This window comes from Curtobacterium sp. YC1 (assembly GCF_016267665.1).
GTDB lineage: Bacteria > Actinomycetota > Actinomycetes > Actinomycetales > Microbacteriaceae > Curtobacterium.
In genome coordinates this window covers 1643698-1658049 of the sequence record NZ_CP066341.1, presented here as the reverse complement: position 1 = coordinate 1658049, position 14352 = coordinate 1643698, and the positions used below count along the sequence as shown (strand labels likewise).

Sequence of the window (14352 nt, the reverse complement as noted above, 5' to 3'; positions counted from 1 at the left end):
GTCGCCTACGATCGAGGGCACGGACACCCAGGGGGGAAGCATGACCGACCCGCTCGCAGCGCTCGCGGCCGCCGTCGAGGTACTGCCGGACGACACGGCCCTCCGGCTGCGCTACGCCGGACTCCTCGTCGATGCCGGCCGGCTGACCGACGCCATCGCGCAGGCCGCGGCGGTCCTGCAGCGCGAACCCGGCAACGCGGACGCCCAGGCCCTCGTCCGCCGGGCCGCCGACGCTGCCGGCGGTGCCGACGCGGGTGGTGCGGGCACCGGGGACACCGAGCGGTCCGCGACGCCCGGATCGCCGACGACGGCACCGTCGTCCCCGTCGACTCCGGTGACTCCGGCGACTCCGGCGGCCGACGACGGCATCGACTGGCACGCCCTGGAACGCGACATCGGGGTCGTCACGCCGCCGCCCTTCGTGACCGAGCAGGGGACGTCCGACGACGACCCCGTCCCGATCGCCGAACTGCGCCGCGAAACGACCCGGCTGGCCGACGTCGGCGGGCTCGACGGGGTCAAGCGCCGCATCGAGGAGTCGTTCCTCCAGCCGATGGCGCACCCCGACATCGCGCGGGCGTTCGGCAAGACACTCCGCGGCGGACTGCTGCTGTACGGCCCGCCCGGCTGCGGCAAGACCTTCATCGCTCGGGCGATCGCCGGCGAGCTCGGCGCGCACTTCCTGAGCGTGAGCCTCAACGGAGTCCTCGACAAGTACATCGGGGAGAGCGAGAAGAACGTCCACCGCGTGTTCGAGCAGGCACGCGCAGCAGCACCCGCGGTCCTGTTCTTCGACGAGATGGACGCCATCGGCGGCAAGCGCAGCGCGGGCCAGTGGTCGTCGTTCCGCAACGTCGTCAACCAGCTGCTCGTCGAGATGGACGGGGTGGACGCCCGGAACGACGGGCTGTACGTGCTCGCCGCGACGAACCACCCGTGGGACGTCGACGCCGCGCTGAAGCGACCGGGCCGGTTCGACCGCATGGTCTTCGTGGGTCCGCCGGACGACGTCGCCCGCGAGGCCGTGCTGCGTGTGCACCTGCGGGAACGACCCATCGAGGGCATCGACCTCGGCGCGCTCGTCCGCAGGACCCGCGGCTTCTCCGGCGCGGACCTGCAGCACCTGGTGACGACCGCCGCCGAGAAGGCGATGGCGGAATCCATCCGGACCGGCACCGTCCGGCCGATCCGGATGACCGACGTGCGCGACGCCCTGCACGAGGTGCGTCCGTCGATCGGGCCGTGGGTGCAGGCCGCACGGAACGTCGCCGAGTTCGCGAACACCAGCGGTGAGTACGACGACCTCGCCGCGTGGTTGCGCACCGAGAAGCCGCGCGGGTGAGCGACGACGTCGAGCACGCGCTCGAACGGGCACGGGCGCTGCTCGACTTCCGTCGACCGGACGACGCCCGCGACGAGGTCCGTCGCGGCCTGGCCACCCTGCCGGACGACGCTCGGCTCTGGGCGGAACTCGCCCGTGTGGAGCGCATCCGCGAGGACCACCGGGCCGCCGTCGACGCGGGGCACCGCGCGCTCGCGATCGACCCGGAGCAGATCACCGCGCTCGACGCGCTCGTCACGTCGAGTGCCGCCGTCGGGCAGGACGCGGATGCGAAGCGGTACGCCGACCGGCTCGTCGAACTCCGTCCGGACTGGGCGCGGGCACACCTGCAGTGGGCCTTCGTGCACACGTGGTGGTCCCCGTCGGACCGGCGTCCGCGCGACCTCGCGGCGTGGCCGTACTCGGACATCGAGCGGTGCGTGCGAGCGCTCGGACGTGCGACCGAACTCGGCGCCGACCAGCCCGGGATCCTCGCCGATGCCGCACGGTGCGCGATGGCACTCCGGCGGCCGGACGAGTCGCGACGGCTGATCGAGGCCGCGCTCGAGCTCGCCCCGACGGACGAGGACGTCCTGCTGGCGTCGGCACGCCTGGCCGACGAGGCCACCGCTGCGGAGCGGTCGCTCTCGGTGCTCGCGGTGAACCCCGCATCGCGCGGCGCCGGGGAACAGCTCGACGCCCTGCTCTGGCGGCGGTTGTCCGTCACCGTCCTGTTCGTCCTGGTCGTGGCGACCGTCACCGTGCTCGGCATCGAGGTCCGTGCCGGCGCCCCGTCGGCACCGTCGGCACCGATCGCCTGGGTGGTGACGGCGTTCGCGGCGCTGTCGTTCAGCGTCACCGTGCGGAACGGTGCGCGGAAGTACCGGTGGCGCGTCTGGCGACGGACGTTCGCGCGCGATCCGCAGGTCGCCGCAGCCGTGCTCGTCAGCGTGCTCGGCATCGTGGTGACCGTCGTCGCCTCCGTCGTCGTACTGACCCGTCCGCCCGGGTCGTCCGAGCCCGCGGTCGGGCACGCGGTCGCCGCCGTCGGTGTGGTCGTGCTGCTGCAGACGGCCGCGCTCGCGACGGTCGTCGTGACCCGTGCCCGGGTCGACGTCCGGGCCGGGCGGTTCCCCGACACCCCCGCCGGTCGCCTGCGCCTCGGCTGGGGCGATCAGTGGCGCAGGCTCGCGGCGCTGCCGGCGTGCACGGCGCTCGGGGTGTGGCTGTTCTCGGCGGTGCTCGGCACGCCCGGGACCGCCGCGGTCGGGCGGACGCTGCCGACGGCCTGGGCCGCCGTCTTCGCGGCGTGCATGTGCGCGAGCGAGGTGCTCCGACGCCCGCACCGGCGGACGCGGAAGCCCCTCGTGCTCTGGGCCGTGCTCGGATCCGCCGCGCTGGTGGCGACGGCGCTGTCCGTCGTCTCGCAGCTCGCGGTCGGCTGACCCGCCACACCGCACCCGCGTCGTCGGACGACGGAGCCGCCGCCTGCTGCCGTGGTCAGGCGCTGCGGACGAGGTCGAGGAACCGGCGGTGGAACCGGTCCTCGCCAGCGACCTCGGGGTGGAACGCACTCGCGATGACGCTGCCCTGCTGCACCGCGACGACCTGGCCGTCCGGGAGCGCCCCGAGCACGTGCACGTCGTCGCCGTGCTGCTCGACCACGGGCGCCCGGATGAACACCGCGTGCACCGGGGCCTCGCCGAGGTCGGGCATCGGGATGTCGGTCTCGAACGAGTCGTTCTGCGCGCCGAACGCGTTGCGCCGCACGGTGGTGTCGAGCACCCCGAGCGTCTGCTGCCCGCTGATCCCGTCGGCGATGCGTGCCGACAGCATGATCATGCCGGCGCAGGTGCCGTAGGCGGGCAGCCCGCCGCGGATGGCGTCGGCGAGCGGCTCGGCGACGCCGAACGACCGGGACAGCTTGTCCATGACGCTCGACTCGCCGCCGGGGATGACGACGCCGTCGAGGCCGTCGATCTCCTCGGCACGGCGGAGCGGCACCACGTCGGCGCCGAGCTCCGTCAGCGAGACGATGTGCTCGCGGAAGTCGCCCTGCAGCGCCAGCACCCCGATGCGGGGCCGAGCGCCACCCGTCGGGCTACCAGCCACGCTCGGCGAGGCGGTGCGGCGCGGGCACGTCGGCGACGTTGATGCCGACCATCGCCTCGCCGAGCCCACGCGAGACCTCGGCGATGACCTTGGGGTCGTCGTGGAAGGTGACGGCCTTGACGATCGCGGCTGCTCGCTTGGCCGGGTCGCCCGACTTGAAGATGCCGGAGCCGACGAAGACGCCGTCAGCGCCGAGCTGCATCATCATCGCGGCGTCGGCCGGGGTCGCGACGCCGCCGGCGGTGAAGAGCACGACGGGCAGCTTGCCGGTCGTCGCGACCTCCTTCACGACGTCGATCGGGGCCTGCAGCTCCTTCGCGGCGACGTAGAGCTCGTCGTCCTTGAGGTTGCGCAGCGCCGCGATCTCCTTGCTGATCGTGCGGATGTGCTTGGTGGCCTCGGACACGTCACCCGTGCCGGCCTCGCCCTTGGAGCGGATCATGGCCGCTCCCTCGGTGATGCGACGGAGCGCCTCGCCCAGGTTGGTGGCACCGCAGACGAACGGGGTGGTGAAGTTCCACTTGTCGATGTGGTTCACGTAGTCGGCGGGCGACAGGACCTCGGACTCGTCGATGTAGTCGACGCCGAGCTCCTGCAGCACCTGGGCCTCGACGAAGTGGCCGATGCGGGCCTTCGCCATGACCGGGATCGACACGGCGGCGATGATCTCCTCGATCATCGACGGGTCCGACATGCGGGCGACGCCGCCCTGCGCACGGATGTCGGCGGGGACGCGCTCGAGTGCCATGACGGCGGTGGCGCCGGCTTCCTCGGCGATGCGTGCCTGGTCGGCGTCGATGACGTCCATGATGACGCCGCCCTTGAGCATCTCGGCGAGGCCGCGCTTGACGCGGTCGGAGCCGGTGATCGAGGTGCCAGGGGTGCCGGAGGTGCTGGTGCTGTCGCTCATGATGCCGCCCAGTCTAGTGCGCCGCGGGCCACCCGTCGGCGATGAGTCGCCGGGTCTCGCCGAGCATCTGCGACATCGACTTCGTGCGCGCGATGATCGGGAAGAAGTTGGCGTCGGACTGCCACCGCGGCACGATGTGCTGGTGCAGGTGTGCGGCGACGCCGGCCCCGGCGACCTCGCCCTGGTTCATGCCGATGTTGAAGCCGTCGCAGTGCGACACCTGCCGCAGCACGCGCATCGCGGTCTGCGTGAGCTCGCCGATCTCGCGGGTCTCCTCCGGCGTCGCCTCGTCGTAGAGCGGGACGTGCCGGTACGGGCAGACGAGCAGGTGGCCGTTGTTGTACGGGTACAGGTTGAGCAGGACGTAGGCGTGTTCACCGCGGGCGACGACCAGGGCGTCCTCGTCGGACTTCCGGGGTGCCTCGCAGAAGGGGCAGTCGTCCTTGTGCCCGCGTCCCTCGCCCTGCCGACCGGCGTCGATGTACGCCATCCGGTGCGGGTTCCACAGACGCTGGAAGGCATCCGGGACGGCCGCCGCGGTGGCGGCGTCCCGGATGACCAGCGGGTCCTGCTCGTCGGTCATCAGACCTGCGCGCGCTCGCGGATCGCGGTGAGGATCCGGTCGACGGCCTCGTCCACGGGCACCGCGTTGTCCTGGCGGCCGTCACGGAAGCGGAACGAGACGGCTCCGGCGTCGCGGTCGTCGCCGCCGGCGATGAGCTGGAACGGCACCTTCGCCTTGGTGTGCGTGCGGATCTTCTTCTGCATGCGGTCGTCGGAGTGGTCGACCTCGGCGCGGACGCCGTGGCTGCGGAGCTTCGCGACGACCTCGTCGAGGTAGTCGCCGTACTCGGCCGCGACCGGGATCGCGACGACCTGCACCGGGGACAGCCAGACCGGGAACGCACCGGCGTAGTGCTCGGTGAGGACGCCGAAGAACCGCTCGATCGACCCGAACAGGGCGCGGTGGATCATGACGGGGCGCTGGCGCGTGCCATCGGCGGCCGCGTACTCCAGGCCGAAGCGCTCGGGCAGGTTGAAGTCGAGCTGCACGGTCGACATCTGCCACGTGCGGCCGATCGCGTCCCGCGCCTGCACCGAGATCTTCGGGCCGTAGAACGCCGCACCGGCCGGGTCGGGCACGAGCTCGAGCCCGGACTCCTCGGCGACCTCGCGCAGGGTGTTCGTCGCGACCTCCCAGACCTCGTCGTCACCGACGTACTTCTCCGGGTCCTTCGTCGACAGCTCGAGGTAGAAGTCGTCGAGGCCGTAGTCGCGCAGGAGCGACAGCACGAACTCGAGCGTCGTGGTCAGCTCCTCCTTCATCTTCTCCGGCGTGGTGAAGATGTGCGCGTCGTCCTGGGTCATGCCGCGCACACGCGTCAGGCCGTGGATGACGCCGGACTTCTCGTTGCGGTACACCGTGCCGAACTCGAACATCCGCAGCGGCAGGTCGCGGTACGACCGGGCCTGCGAGCGGTACGCCAGGATGTGCATCGGGCAGTTCATCGGCTTGAGGTAGTAGTCGGCGCCCTGGCGGGTGACGTTGCCGTCCTCGTCGCGTGCCTCGTCCATGTGCATGGCCGGGAACATGCCGTCCTTGTACCAGCCGAGGTGCCCGGACTGCTCGAACAGGTCGCCCTTGGTGATGTGCGGCGTGTAGACGAAGGAGTAGCCCTCCTGCTCGTGCCGACGGCGCGAGTAGTCCTCCATCTCGCGGCGGATGATGCCGCCCTTCGGGTGGAAGATCGCCAGGCCGGACCCGATCTCGTCGGGGAACGAGAACAGGTCGAGCTCGGCGCCGAGCTTGCGGTGGTCGCGCTTGGCGGCCTCCTCCAGGCGCACGAGGTAGGCCTTGAGCTGGTCCTTGTCGGGCCAGGCCGTGCCGTAGATGCGCTGCAGCTGCGGGTTCTTCTCCGAGCCGCGCCAGTAGGCCGCCGCGACGCGCATGAGCTTGGCGGCGTTGCCGATCCAACGGGTGTGCGGGACGTGCGGACCGCGGCAGAGGTCCTGCCAGACGACCTCGCCCGACTTCGGGTCGACGTTCTCGTAGACCGTCAGCTCGCCGGCGCCGACCTCGACGCTCTCGCCCGAGTCACCGGCGTCCGCGGCGCCCTTGAGACCGATGAGCTCCTGCTTGTACGGCTCCCCCGCCATGAGTTCGCGCGCCTGCTCGTCGGTGACGACCACGCGGCGGAAGCGCTGGGCCTGCTTGACGATGCGGTCCATGCCCTTCTCGATCGCCTTGAGGTCCTCGGGGGTGAAGGGCTCGGCGACGTCGAAGTCGTAGTAGAAACCGTCGGTGACGGGCGGACCGATGCCGAGCTTCGCGTCCGGGTTGATCTGCTGCACGGCCTGCGCGAGCACGTGTGCCGCGGAGTGCCGCAGGATGTCGAGCCCGTCCTGCTCATCGAGGGTCACCGGCTCGGCGGTCTCGCCGGCCTGCACGTCGGCGGCGAGGTCCTTGAGGACGCCGTCGACACGGATCGCCACGATGCCGCGCTCACCGTCGAAGAGCTCGGTGCCCGTCGTGGTCGTCGTCGCGGTCCGGGGCTCGGGTGCAAGGGGAAGCTCGGCGGGCGCGGGGGCGACTGACTCGGTCACGGTGATGGGACTCCTCGATCGGGATGGTGCGTCAAGACTAGTGCGGGTGCGGGCTCAGGCGGGGACGGCGCCGAGGGTCGCGACGGGCAGCCGGGGCTCGAGTCGCTCGCGGCCGTTCAGCCCGTCGAGCTCGAGCAGGGCGGCGAAGCCGATCGCCTGGTACCCGGCCCGCTCGAGCAGGGTGATCGTGGCCGCGCCGGTGCCGCCGGTGGCCAGCACGTCGTCGACGACGAGCACCCGCGTGCCCGCCGGCAGCTGGCCCGGCCGGAGTTCGAGCTCGGCCTCGCCGTACTCCAACGCGTACTGCTCGCTGAGCACCTCGCCGGGCAGCTTGCCGGCCTTGCGGACGGTGAGCACCCCGACCTGGTGCTGCGCGGCGATGCCGCCGGCCAGGGCGAAGCCGCGGGCCTCGATGCCGGCGACGGCGTCGAACCCGGCGCCGATCGCGAACGGCGCAGCGAGTGCCTCGCAGACGCGGCCGAAGGCGACGGCGTCCGAGAACACGGGCGTCACGTCACGGAAGAGCACCCCCGGCTTCGGGAAGTCCGGCACAAGGGCGGTCAGGCGTTCGACGAGTGCAGCTGCGGTTTCGGTCACCCGTCAACGGTACGGGAGGCCCGGGGCGCGTCCGACACGTCGGCACGCGCGGTCGGCACCCGGCGGGGGTGGCCGCCGGGTGCCGGACCAGCAAGCGCGAGGACGAGCGCCGCGCGCGATCGGCGGCTCAGCGCCACATGCGCAGCGCGGCGACCTGCGTCAGCCAGTCGAGTTCGCGCTGCCGGCGCTCGCGCTCGAGACGCGCCACGGTGGCGTGGTCGAGTGACGGTCGCACGGTGCGGGTGCGTCGACTCCAGATGATGAGCGACATCCCGACGCGGAGGGCGATGCGGTCGGTGAGCGAGACCCGACGGCGCACCGCGCGGGTATCGGGTGGACGGGTGGTGGTCTTCGTGGACACGGTGTTCCCCTTCAGGGCACGGCAGAGCTGCCCGGGTTGCGGGCACGACGGATCTGCCCGGGTTGCGGGCAGCAGGAAATGAATGCGCGAGAATGCACTCCCGGATGGTCCCGGGAATGACCGCACGACGGATCGTGGAATGCACGTCGACACCGGAAGCGTCGCACTGTCCATCGACATTCTCCCGGCGACGTCCGCGACGATCGAGCGGCATTCGTCGACGTGTCGACGAGCCGTTCGGCAGACGGACGGACCGGTCTTGCGCGAGCCGGATCAGTGAGCCTGATCGGCGCAGCGCACGGTGCTCTGAGGCACAGGTGTCAGGAGAGTGGGACGCCCCGGGTCAGCGGACGCGGAACGGGGTGCCGACGCGCTCGCGGATCCCACGGAACGGAGTGGTTGCGAAGATCATCATGGTCGGCCCCCTTTCGGTCTCGAGCTGGTGGAGTCGTCCTGGTCGAATACCCGACCGTTCGCGACGAGTGAACACTATCGGCACGACAATTCACCGCGCAACCCCATTCGTCGAGATTCTTCGGAATTGCACTCCTGAACACGCCGAAAGGCCCGGCACCCATCGGGTACCGGGCCTCGTCCGGGATGTCGGGACTACACCGTGGCGTGGTCTGCGACGGTCGCCGTCAGCTCGCCGTCCACGACGTCGACCCGGACGGTGTCCCCCGCGGTGACCCCGTCCTCGACCACCAGGGTCGCGATGCGGTCGTCGACCTCGCGCTGGATGAGTCGGCGGAGCGGGCGGGCACCGTACTCCGGCTCGTACCCGTGCTCGGCGAGCCAGTCGACCGCGGCGTCCGACACCGACAGCAGCAGGTCCTGCGCGACGAGTCGGAGGGCCGTGTCCTGCAGCAGCAGCGACACGATCGAGCGGATCTGCGTCGGATCGAGCTTGCGGAACAGCACGACCTCGTCGATGCGGTTGATGAACTCCGGCCGCATCGCCTCGCGCACCTTGCCCATCACCCGGTTGCGCAGGTCCTGCTCCCCGTAGCCGCCGTCGGCCGCCGCGGAGAACCCGAGCGCTCCGGACCGCGAGGCCAGGAACTCCGACCCGAGGTTCGACGTCATGATGACGACCGTGTTGCGGAAGTCGACCGTGCGCCCCTGGCCGTCGGTCAGCCGACCGTCGTCGAGCACCTGCAGGAGCAGGTTGAAGACGTCCGGGTGGGCCTTCTCGACCTCGTCGAGCAGGATGACGGAGTACGGGTTGCGGCGGACGCGCTCGGTGAGCTGCCCGGCCTCGTCGTACCCGACGTACCCGGGAGGGGCACCGACCAGGCGGGACACGGTGTGGCGTTCGCCGAACTCGCTCATGTCGAAGCGGACCATGGCGGACTCGTCGCCGAACAGCGAGCCGGCGAGGGCCTTCGCGAGCTCGGTCTTGCCGACGCCCGTCGGGCCGAGGAACAGGAAGCTGCCGACCGGGCGTCGCGGGTCGCCCATGCCGGTCCGGCTGCGCCGGACGGCCCTGGCGATCGCGACGACCGCGTCGTCCTGCCCGACGACGCGCTCGTGCAGCTCGGACTCGAGCGCGGCGAGCCGCGTCTTGTCTGCCGACCCGAGACGGGCCGCCGGGATGCCGGTGGCGCGGGACACCACCTCGGCGATGTCGGCTTCCGTGATCGACGTCTCCGCGGATCCCGGACGGGAGGAGCGGCTCGCGTCGGCCGACGAGGCGGCGGTGATCCGGGCCTCCAGTCCGACGATCTCGTCGCGCAGGTCGGACGCTTTCTCGTAGTGCTCCTCGGCGACCGCGCGGTCCTTCCGGGTCGTCAGGTCGGCGACCTGGGTGCGGAGCGCCTCGACGTCGACGTCGCCCGACAGGGCGAGGCGTCGGCGTGCACCGGCCTGGTCGACGAGGTCGATGGCCTTGTCCGGCAGGTGTCGGTCGGTCACGTAGCGGTGCGAGAGCTCGACGGCCGCGCGGAGCGCCTCGGGCGTGTAGACGACGCCGTGGTGTTCCGCGTAGCGCGGGGCGAGGCCGGTCAGGATCGCGACGGCGTCCTCGACGGTCGGCTCCCCCACCGTGACGGGCTGGAAGCGGCGCTCGAGTGCGGCGTCCTTCTCGATCCGGCGGTACTCGTTGAGCGTCGTCGCGCCGACCATGTGCAGGTCGCCGCGGGCGAGCCGGGGCTTGAGGATGTTGCCGGCATCCATCGAGCCGCCCTCGCCGCCGCCGCCGGCGCCGACGACGGTGTGGAGCTCGTCGACGAAGACGATGAGCTCGTCGGCGTGCGCCGCGATCTCGTCCATCGCCGTGGTGAGGCGCTCCTCGAAGTCGCCGCGGTAGCGGGTGCCGGCGAGCATGCCGGGCAGGTCGAGTGCGACGACCCGCTTGCCCTGCAACAGGGCGGGGACGTCACCGTCGACGATGCGCTGGGCGAGGCCCTCGACGATCGCGGTCTTGCCGACGCCGGGCTCACCGATCAGCACCGGGTTGTTCTTGGTGCGACGGAGCAGGATCTCGACGGTCTGCTCGATCTCGTCGGCGCGGCCGATCACCGGGTCGACGTGCCCGTCACGGGCGCGCGCGGTGAGGTCGGTGCCGAACTGGTCGAGCGTCGGGGTGGCGCTGTCGGTGGCCTGGTCAGTGCCGACGGCGTCGGGTGACCCGGGCGCGGGGCGCCCCTCTCGTGCTGCTGCCGCGGCCTGTGCCGCGTAGTCCTGCATGACCTGCGGGGTGATCCCGGCGCTGGCGAGCAGCTGGCCGGTCACGGTCTCCTGGTCCATCACGAGCGCGAAGAAGACGTGCTCGGGGTCGGTGTAGGTGCTGCCGAAGCCCCGCGCGGCCTGCGTCGCCTCGACGAGGATGCGCTGGGCGGTGCCGGTCAGCGCCGGGCGGCCGGTCTGCTCGGCCAGCGGCTCGTGCGCCACCGGCAGGCGCTGCTCGATCTCCTCGGCGAGTCGCCGGGGGTCGACCCCGGCGGAGCGCACGACGGCGTCGAACGGCTCGGTGCGGACGAGCACGTGCAGGATGTGCAGTGCGTCGATCTCGCGCTGCCCCTGCGCGACCGCGTACTCGGCGGTGTGCTGGAGCAGCTCGTGGGTCCGGCGGCTGAGCAGCCGGGTGATGTCGACCGGTCGACCGAACGCACGGACGCGCTGCTGGTCACCGGTGCGCTGTGCCGCGAGCAGGCGGGCGAGGAACTCGTCGAACGAGTCGTTGCCACCGGTCGGGCCGAACGTTGCTGGCAAAGGGACCTCCTGGGGAACTTGAGTGCCTTCGACTCAATGCAACGCAGGAGGGCCCGGGTCATTCCCGGGTCCGGAAGAAACTTGCGGCGACCCGACTCAGGTCCGCGCGATGGGTGCAGCGACCGCGTCGGTGATCCGTGCGAGGTCGGTCGGGGCGACCTCGATGTCGAAGCCGCGGCGCCCGCCGGAGACGAAGATGCTCGCGTACGACAGGGCCGACTCGTCGATGACCGTCCGTAGTGGCGTCTTCTGCCCGACCGGGCTGATCCCGCCGACGACGTACCCGGTGCGCTTCTCGGCGAGGGCGGGATCGGCCAGCGTCGCCTTCTTGCCCCCGACCGCGGCGGCGATGGCCTTGAGGTCCAGTCGGTTCGCCACGGGCACGATCGCGACGGCGAGGGTGCCGTCGACGGAGACGACGAGGGTCTTGAAGACCTGCTCCTCGCGCAGCCCGAGGGCGGCGGCCGCCTCTTCTCCGAAGTTGGTGGCGCTCTCGTGGTGCTCGTACACGTGCGGCGTGTACGGGACCCCGGCCGCCTCGAGCGCGACGGTCGCTGGGGTGCTCGGCGAACCTGCGGTCATGCCGTGATCCTCCCCCGCCGCACCTCCCGGTCCTCGACGGCACGCGGGCGTTACGCTGAACGGACCATGACCGCCGTCCTGCTGCTGCTCCGCGCCACCGCCGCGCTGGTGCTCGGCGACCCGGCCGCCGGGGTGCTGCCCCTGCTGGCCGCGGCGGCACTCGGACTGACCGCGGTCGCCGTGACCGTCGTCGTCGCCCGGCTGCTCGTCGCGGTGCTGGCGGCCGTCCTGAGGGTCGGACCGGCATCCGTGTCGGAGCGCTCGGCGGTGCCCGACCTGGTCACCCGGATCGGGTGGAGCCACCCGGACGCCGACGGACACGTCCGCTCTCGGGCACCGGGGGTCGCGACCCCGGCCTGACCACCGACCGGTGGCCGGGCCGCTCGCGCACCCCGTTGACCCACCACCGATCGGAACCGTCATGGACCTGTCCACCCTGCCCCTCGTCGGCCCGCTGCTGCACGGCGGCGCGGACCTCGGCGCCGCCCTCACCGCGGCGCTCTCCCCCGTCGCCGGACCGTTCGCCGCGGCGATCGCCGTCGTGCTCCTCACCCTGGCCGTCCGGCTCGTGCTCGTCCCGCTGTCCGTGCTGCAGGTGCGGGCCGAACGAGACCGACGACGTCTGGCACCGCAGCTCGCGGCGCTGCGCAGGCGGTACGGCCACGACACCGAACGACTGCAGCGCGCGGTGCAGCAGCTGTACACCGACGAGCGGGTCTCGCCCCTGGCCGGTTGCCTGCCCGTCCTCGCCCAGGCCCCGGTGCTGTCGCTCGTCTCCGCCCTGTTCACGCACCCGTGGATCGGCGGCACCACGAACGCCCTGCTCGACGCGACCCTGGTGGGTGTCCCACTCGGACACTCGCTCGTCGTCACGCTGACCTCGCCGCTCTGGACGCACGCCTGGGTGGTGGTCCTGCTGCTGGTGGTCCTCGCCCTCGTGGTGGAGCAGAGCCGCCGCGCGAACGCCCACTGGAGCCCGGTGGCAGCGCCCGAGGCCGGCGCTGAGGTACCCGGTGCTGCCGTCGCCGCCGGCGTGGGTCGGGTCGCGCCCTTCCTGACGGTCGTGTTCGCGGCGATCGCACCCCTCGCGGCCGCCCTGTACATCGTGACGAGTGCCCTCTGGACCCTCGGCGAGCGGGCCGTGCTGCGACGGGTGCTCCGGTAGCTCAGCCGCCCTGGCCCTCCTGCTGCGGGCCCTGGTCGACCGGGTCGTACTCGGTGCCGCGGCCCTGTTCCTCGTCGGCGGTCGGGACGTGGCTCTCGGTGAAGGAACCACCGGGGCTCGTGGCGACGTAGTCGGCCTCGCCGGACTGCGTGTCGTGGCTCAGTGGGCCGATGGCCTCCTGGTCGGCGTCGGGCTCGGGCACGGGGCCGGGTTCGCTGCTCATGCACCACGACTACTCCCTCGTTCTGGGTGCGCGCGGACGGCGACGCGGTGCCACGATGGACCAGTCCACCCGACCGGCAGAGCGGGAGTGCGCATGGCCCACGACGACGTGGCAGCGGAACGGGAACGGCTGGAGGCCGTGGCCTGGGGATCGGGTTCGAGCCCCGCGGACGCCGCGCGCGCCCGGATCGCGTTGCAGGACCTGGACAGCGGTCGGCGGTCACGGGTGCTCGGTGCGTCCGGTGGTCGCGGCGGTCGGACGGGAGGCCCGGATCCGGTCCGCACGTCGCCATCGTCCCCGACGGGGTCGCGTCCCGAGCACGGGGCGACCCCGGCGGGGACCGGCGCGCGACGCGGCGCGGAGGGCGGCGCGCGGCGCCGCACCGAGGACGGGACCGGGGGTACACCTCCGAGCCGTGCGGGGAACACCGTCGAGCACGACGCCGGACACACCGCCGACGCTGCCGACGCCGCCGATGGGGACACGGGTGACCACGCCGGCGCCGTGAGCGATGACGACGGGCGCGCACCGGGCCCCCCGGCCCAGCCGACGCGACCGTCCCGCTGGCGCACGCTGCTCTGGACCCGGCGACCACGCGCCTGGGCGGTGGCCGGTGCGGTGGCCGCGGTGGGCGTCGCCTTCGCCGTCGGCACCGTCGTGGGCACCGCCCGGCCGGACGTCGCCGCGGCACCGAGCATCACGCCGACCGCGGGGACGGTCACGCTCGAGCAGCTGCTCGACGCGCCGCAGACCTACGCCGACCAGCTGCCCGGACCGGTGGCCGCCCCGGTGAGCCTGCACACCACGCGGATCGTCTTCTCGAACCGCGCGCTCGACGGCGGGACCGCCGAGACGCCCTGGAACGTGTGGGCCGGCGTCGGGACGGACCGGTCGACGATCTGCCTGGTGGCGACGGCGGACCGGATCGAGTCCTCGTCGGCGTGCTTCCCGCGCGATGCCGCCCTGCACGGATCGGTGTCGATGTCGGCGCAGTCGAGGAGCGGGACCCTGACGATCGACCTGCGCGGGGGCGGGGTACAGGGCCGGGTGACGAACGGGTACTGAGGTCCGCCCCTGACCTGGGAGTTCGTTGGAGCGCTCCGAAAAACTGGCCGGACCCCCTCGCGTGACGCTGTTCGACCGTGCAACACTGGTTGCGCGCACTCGTCGTGGAGTCGTACCCACATCATCCACACCCGCCCGCGAGCGCGCCCCGCAGACCCCCCGGTCATCGCCGTTCCCCCGATCGGCATCGTCGCGCGCT

Annotated in this window: 14 protein-coding genes; 5 read left to right on the top strand and 9 right to left on the bottom strand. The window is 72.3% G+C overall.

Annotated features, from left to right (window positions below; translation table 11 throughout):
* Positions 1 to 40 precede the first annotated feature (40 nt).
* Positions 41 to 1342: an AAA family ATPase gene (locus I8920_RS07855; protein WP_198655855.1), complete on the top strand. Its 1302-nt coding sequence runs from the start codon at positions 41 to 43 to the stop codon at positions 1340 to 1342.
* Complete coding sequence (locus I8920_RS07850; protein WP_198655854.1) at positions 1339 to 2766, top strand: tetratricopeptide repeat protein; 1428 nt, start codon at positions 1339 to 1341, stop codon at positions 2764 to 2766. The genes I8920_RS07855 and I8920_RS07850 overlap by 4 nt, the downstream gene beginning before the upstream one ends.
* Before the next feature lie 55 nt (positions 2767 to 2821).
* Here I8920_RS07850 and pdxT read toward each other — a convergent pair whose 3' ends face one another.
* The 8 genes from pdxT to ybaK form a co-directional block, all read right to left on the bottom strand.
* Positions 2822 to 3433: a pyridoxal 5'-phosphate synthase glutaminase subunit PdxT gene (pdxT, locus tag I8920_RS07845; RefSeq protein ID WP_198655853.1), complete on the bottom strand. Its 612-nt coding sequence runs from the start codon at positions 3431 to 3433 to the stop codon at positions 2822 to 2824.
* On the bottom strand, positions 3423 to 4343 hold the full coding sequence (gene pdxS / locus I8920_RS07840) for a pyridoxal 5'-phosphate synthase lyase subunit PdxS (protein ID WP_198655852.1): 921 nt from the start codon (positions 4341 to 4343) through the stop codon (positions 3423 to 3425). The genes pdxT and pdxS overlap by 11 nt, the downstream gene beginning before the upstream one ends.
* A 13-nt stretch (positions 4344 to 4356) precedes the next feature.
* Positions 4357 to 4926, bottom strand: coding sequence for an HIT family protein (locus I8920_RS07835; RefSeq protein WP_198655851.1), 570 nt, complete (start codon positions 4924 to 4926; stop codon positions 4357 to 4359).
* Entirely contained in the window at positions 4926 to 6947 is a 2022-nt protein-coding gene (gene thrS, locus I8920_RS07830) for a threonine--tRNA ligase (protein WP_198655850.1), read from the bottom strand. The genes I8920_RS07835 and thrS overlap by 1 nt, the downstream gene beginning before the upstream one ends.
* A gap of 54 nt (positions 6948 to 7001) precedes the next feature.
* Positions 7002 to 7544: an adenine phosphoribosyltransferase gene (locus tag I8920_RS07825; RefSeq protein ID WP_198658551.1), complete on the bottom strand. Its 543-nt coding sequence runs from the start codon at positions 7542 to 7544 to the stop codon at positions 7002 to 7004.
* Positions 7545 to 7671: 127 nt separating this feature from the next.
* Positions 7672 to 7905, bottom strand: coding sequence for a hypothetical protein (locus I8920_RS07820; protein ID WP_198658550.1), 234 nt, complete (start codon positions 7903 to 7905; stop codon positions 7672 to 7674).
* Between the two features lie 609 nt (positions 7906 to 8514).
* The gene (locus I8920_RS07815; RefSeq protein WP_198658549.1) at positions 8515 to 11118 is read right to left on the bottom strand and encodes an ATP-dependent Clp protease ATP-binding subunit; all 2604 of its coding nucleotides are present in this window, start codon (positions 11116 to 11118) and stop codon (positions 8515 to 8517) included.
* A gap of 96 nt (positions 11119 to 11214) precedes the next feature.
* Positions 11215 to 11700, bottom strand: coding sequence for a Cys-tRNA(Pro) deacylase (gene ybaK / locus I8920_RS07810; RefSeq protein ID WP_198658548.1), 486 nt, complete (start codon positions 11698 to 11700; stop codon positions 11215 to 11217).
* Positions 11701 to 11766: 66 nt separating this feature from the next.
* Here ybaK and I8920_RS07805 point away from each other — a divergent pair, with 66 nt between their 5' ends.
* Positions 11767 to 12060, top strand: a complete 294-nt coding sequence (locus tag I8920_RS07805; protein ID WP_198658547.1) for a DUF6412 domain-containing protein — start codon at positions 11767 to 11769, stop codon at positions 12058 to 12060.
* Between the two features lie 61 nt (positions 12061 to 12121).
* Positions 12122 to 12865 carry a YidC/Oxa1 family membrane protein insertase gene (locus I8920_RS07800; RefSeq protein ID WP_198658546.1) on the top strand — a complete coding sequence of 248 codons (744 nt, stop codon included), beginning with the start codon at positions 12122 to 12124 and terminating at the stop codon, positions 12863 to 12865.
* Between the two features lies 1 nt (position 12866).
* Here the strand turns inward: I8920_RS07800 and I8920_RS07795 are convergent, their stop codons facing one another.
* Complete coding sequence (locus I8920_RS07795; protein ID WP_198658545.1) at positions 12867 to 13088, bottom strand: hypothetical protein; 222 nt, start codon at positions 13086 to 13088, stop codon at positions 12867 to 12869.
* A 504-nt stretch (positions 13089 to 13592) separates the two neighbouring features.
* Between I8920_RS07795 and I8920_RS07790 the strand changes: the two genes are divergently transcribed.
* Positions 13593 to 14153: a hypothetical protein gene (locus I8920_RS07790; RefSeq protein ID WP_198658544.1), complete on the top strand. Its 561-nt coding sequence runs from the start codon at positions 13593 to 13595 to the stop codon at positions 14151 to 14153.
* Positions 14154 to 14352 lie beyond the last annotated feature (199 nt).

What these genes read in the sequence shown, in the direction of transcription:
- I8920_RS07855 (WP_198655855.1), top strand. Translation starts at nt 41, where the DNA reads ATGACCGACCCGCTCGCAGCGCTCGCGGCCGCCGTCGAGGTACTGCCG.
- pdxS (WP_198655852.1), bottom strand. Translation starts at nt 4,343, where the DNA reads ATGAGCGACAGCACCAGCACCTCCGGCACCCCTGGCACCTCGATCACC.
- I8920_RS07835 (WP_198655851.1), bottom strand. Translation starts at nt 4,926, where the DNA reads ATGACCGACGAGCAGGACCCGCTGGTCATCCGGGACGCCGCCACCGCG.
- ybaK (WP_198658548.1), bottom strand. Translation starts at nt 11,700, where the DNA reads ATGACCGCAGGTTCGCCGAGCACCCCAGCGACCGTCGCGCTCGAGGCG.
- I8920_RS07805 (WP_198658547.1), top strand. Translation starts at nt 11,767, where the DNA reads ATGACCGCCGTCCTGCTGCTGCTCCGCGCCACCGCCGCGCTGGTGCTC.
- I8920_RS07800 (WP_198658546.1), top strand. Translation starts at nt 12,122, where the DNA reads ATGGACCTGTCCACCCTGCCCCTCGTCGGCCCGCTGCTGCACGGCGGC.
- I8920_RS07795 (WP_198658545.1), bottom strand. Translation starts at nt 13,088, where the DNA reads ATGAGCAGCGAACCCGGCCCCGTGCCCGAGCCCGACGCCGACCAGGAG.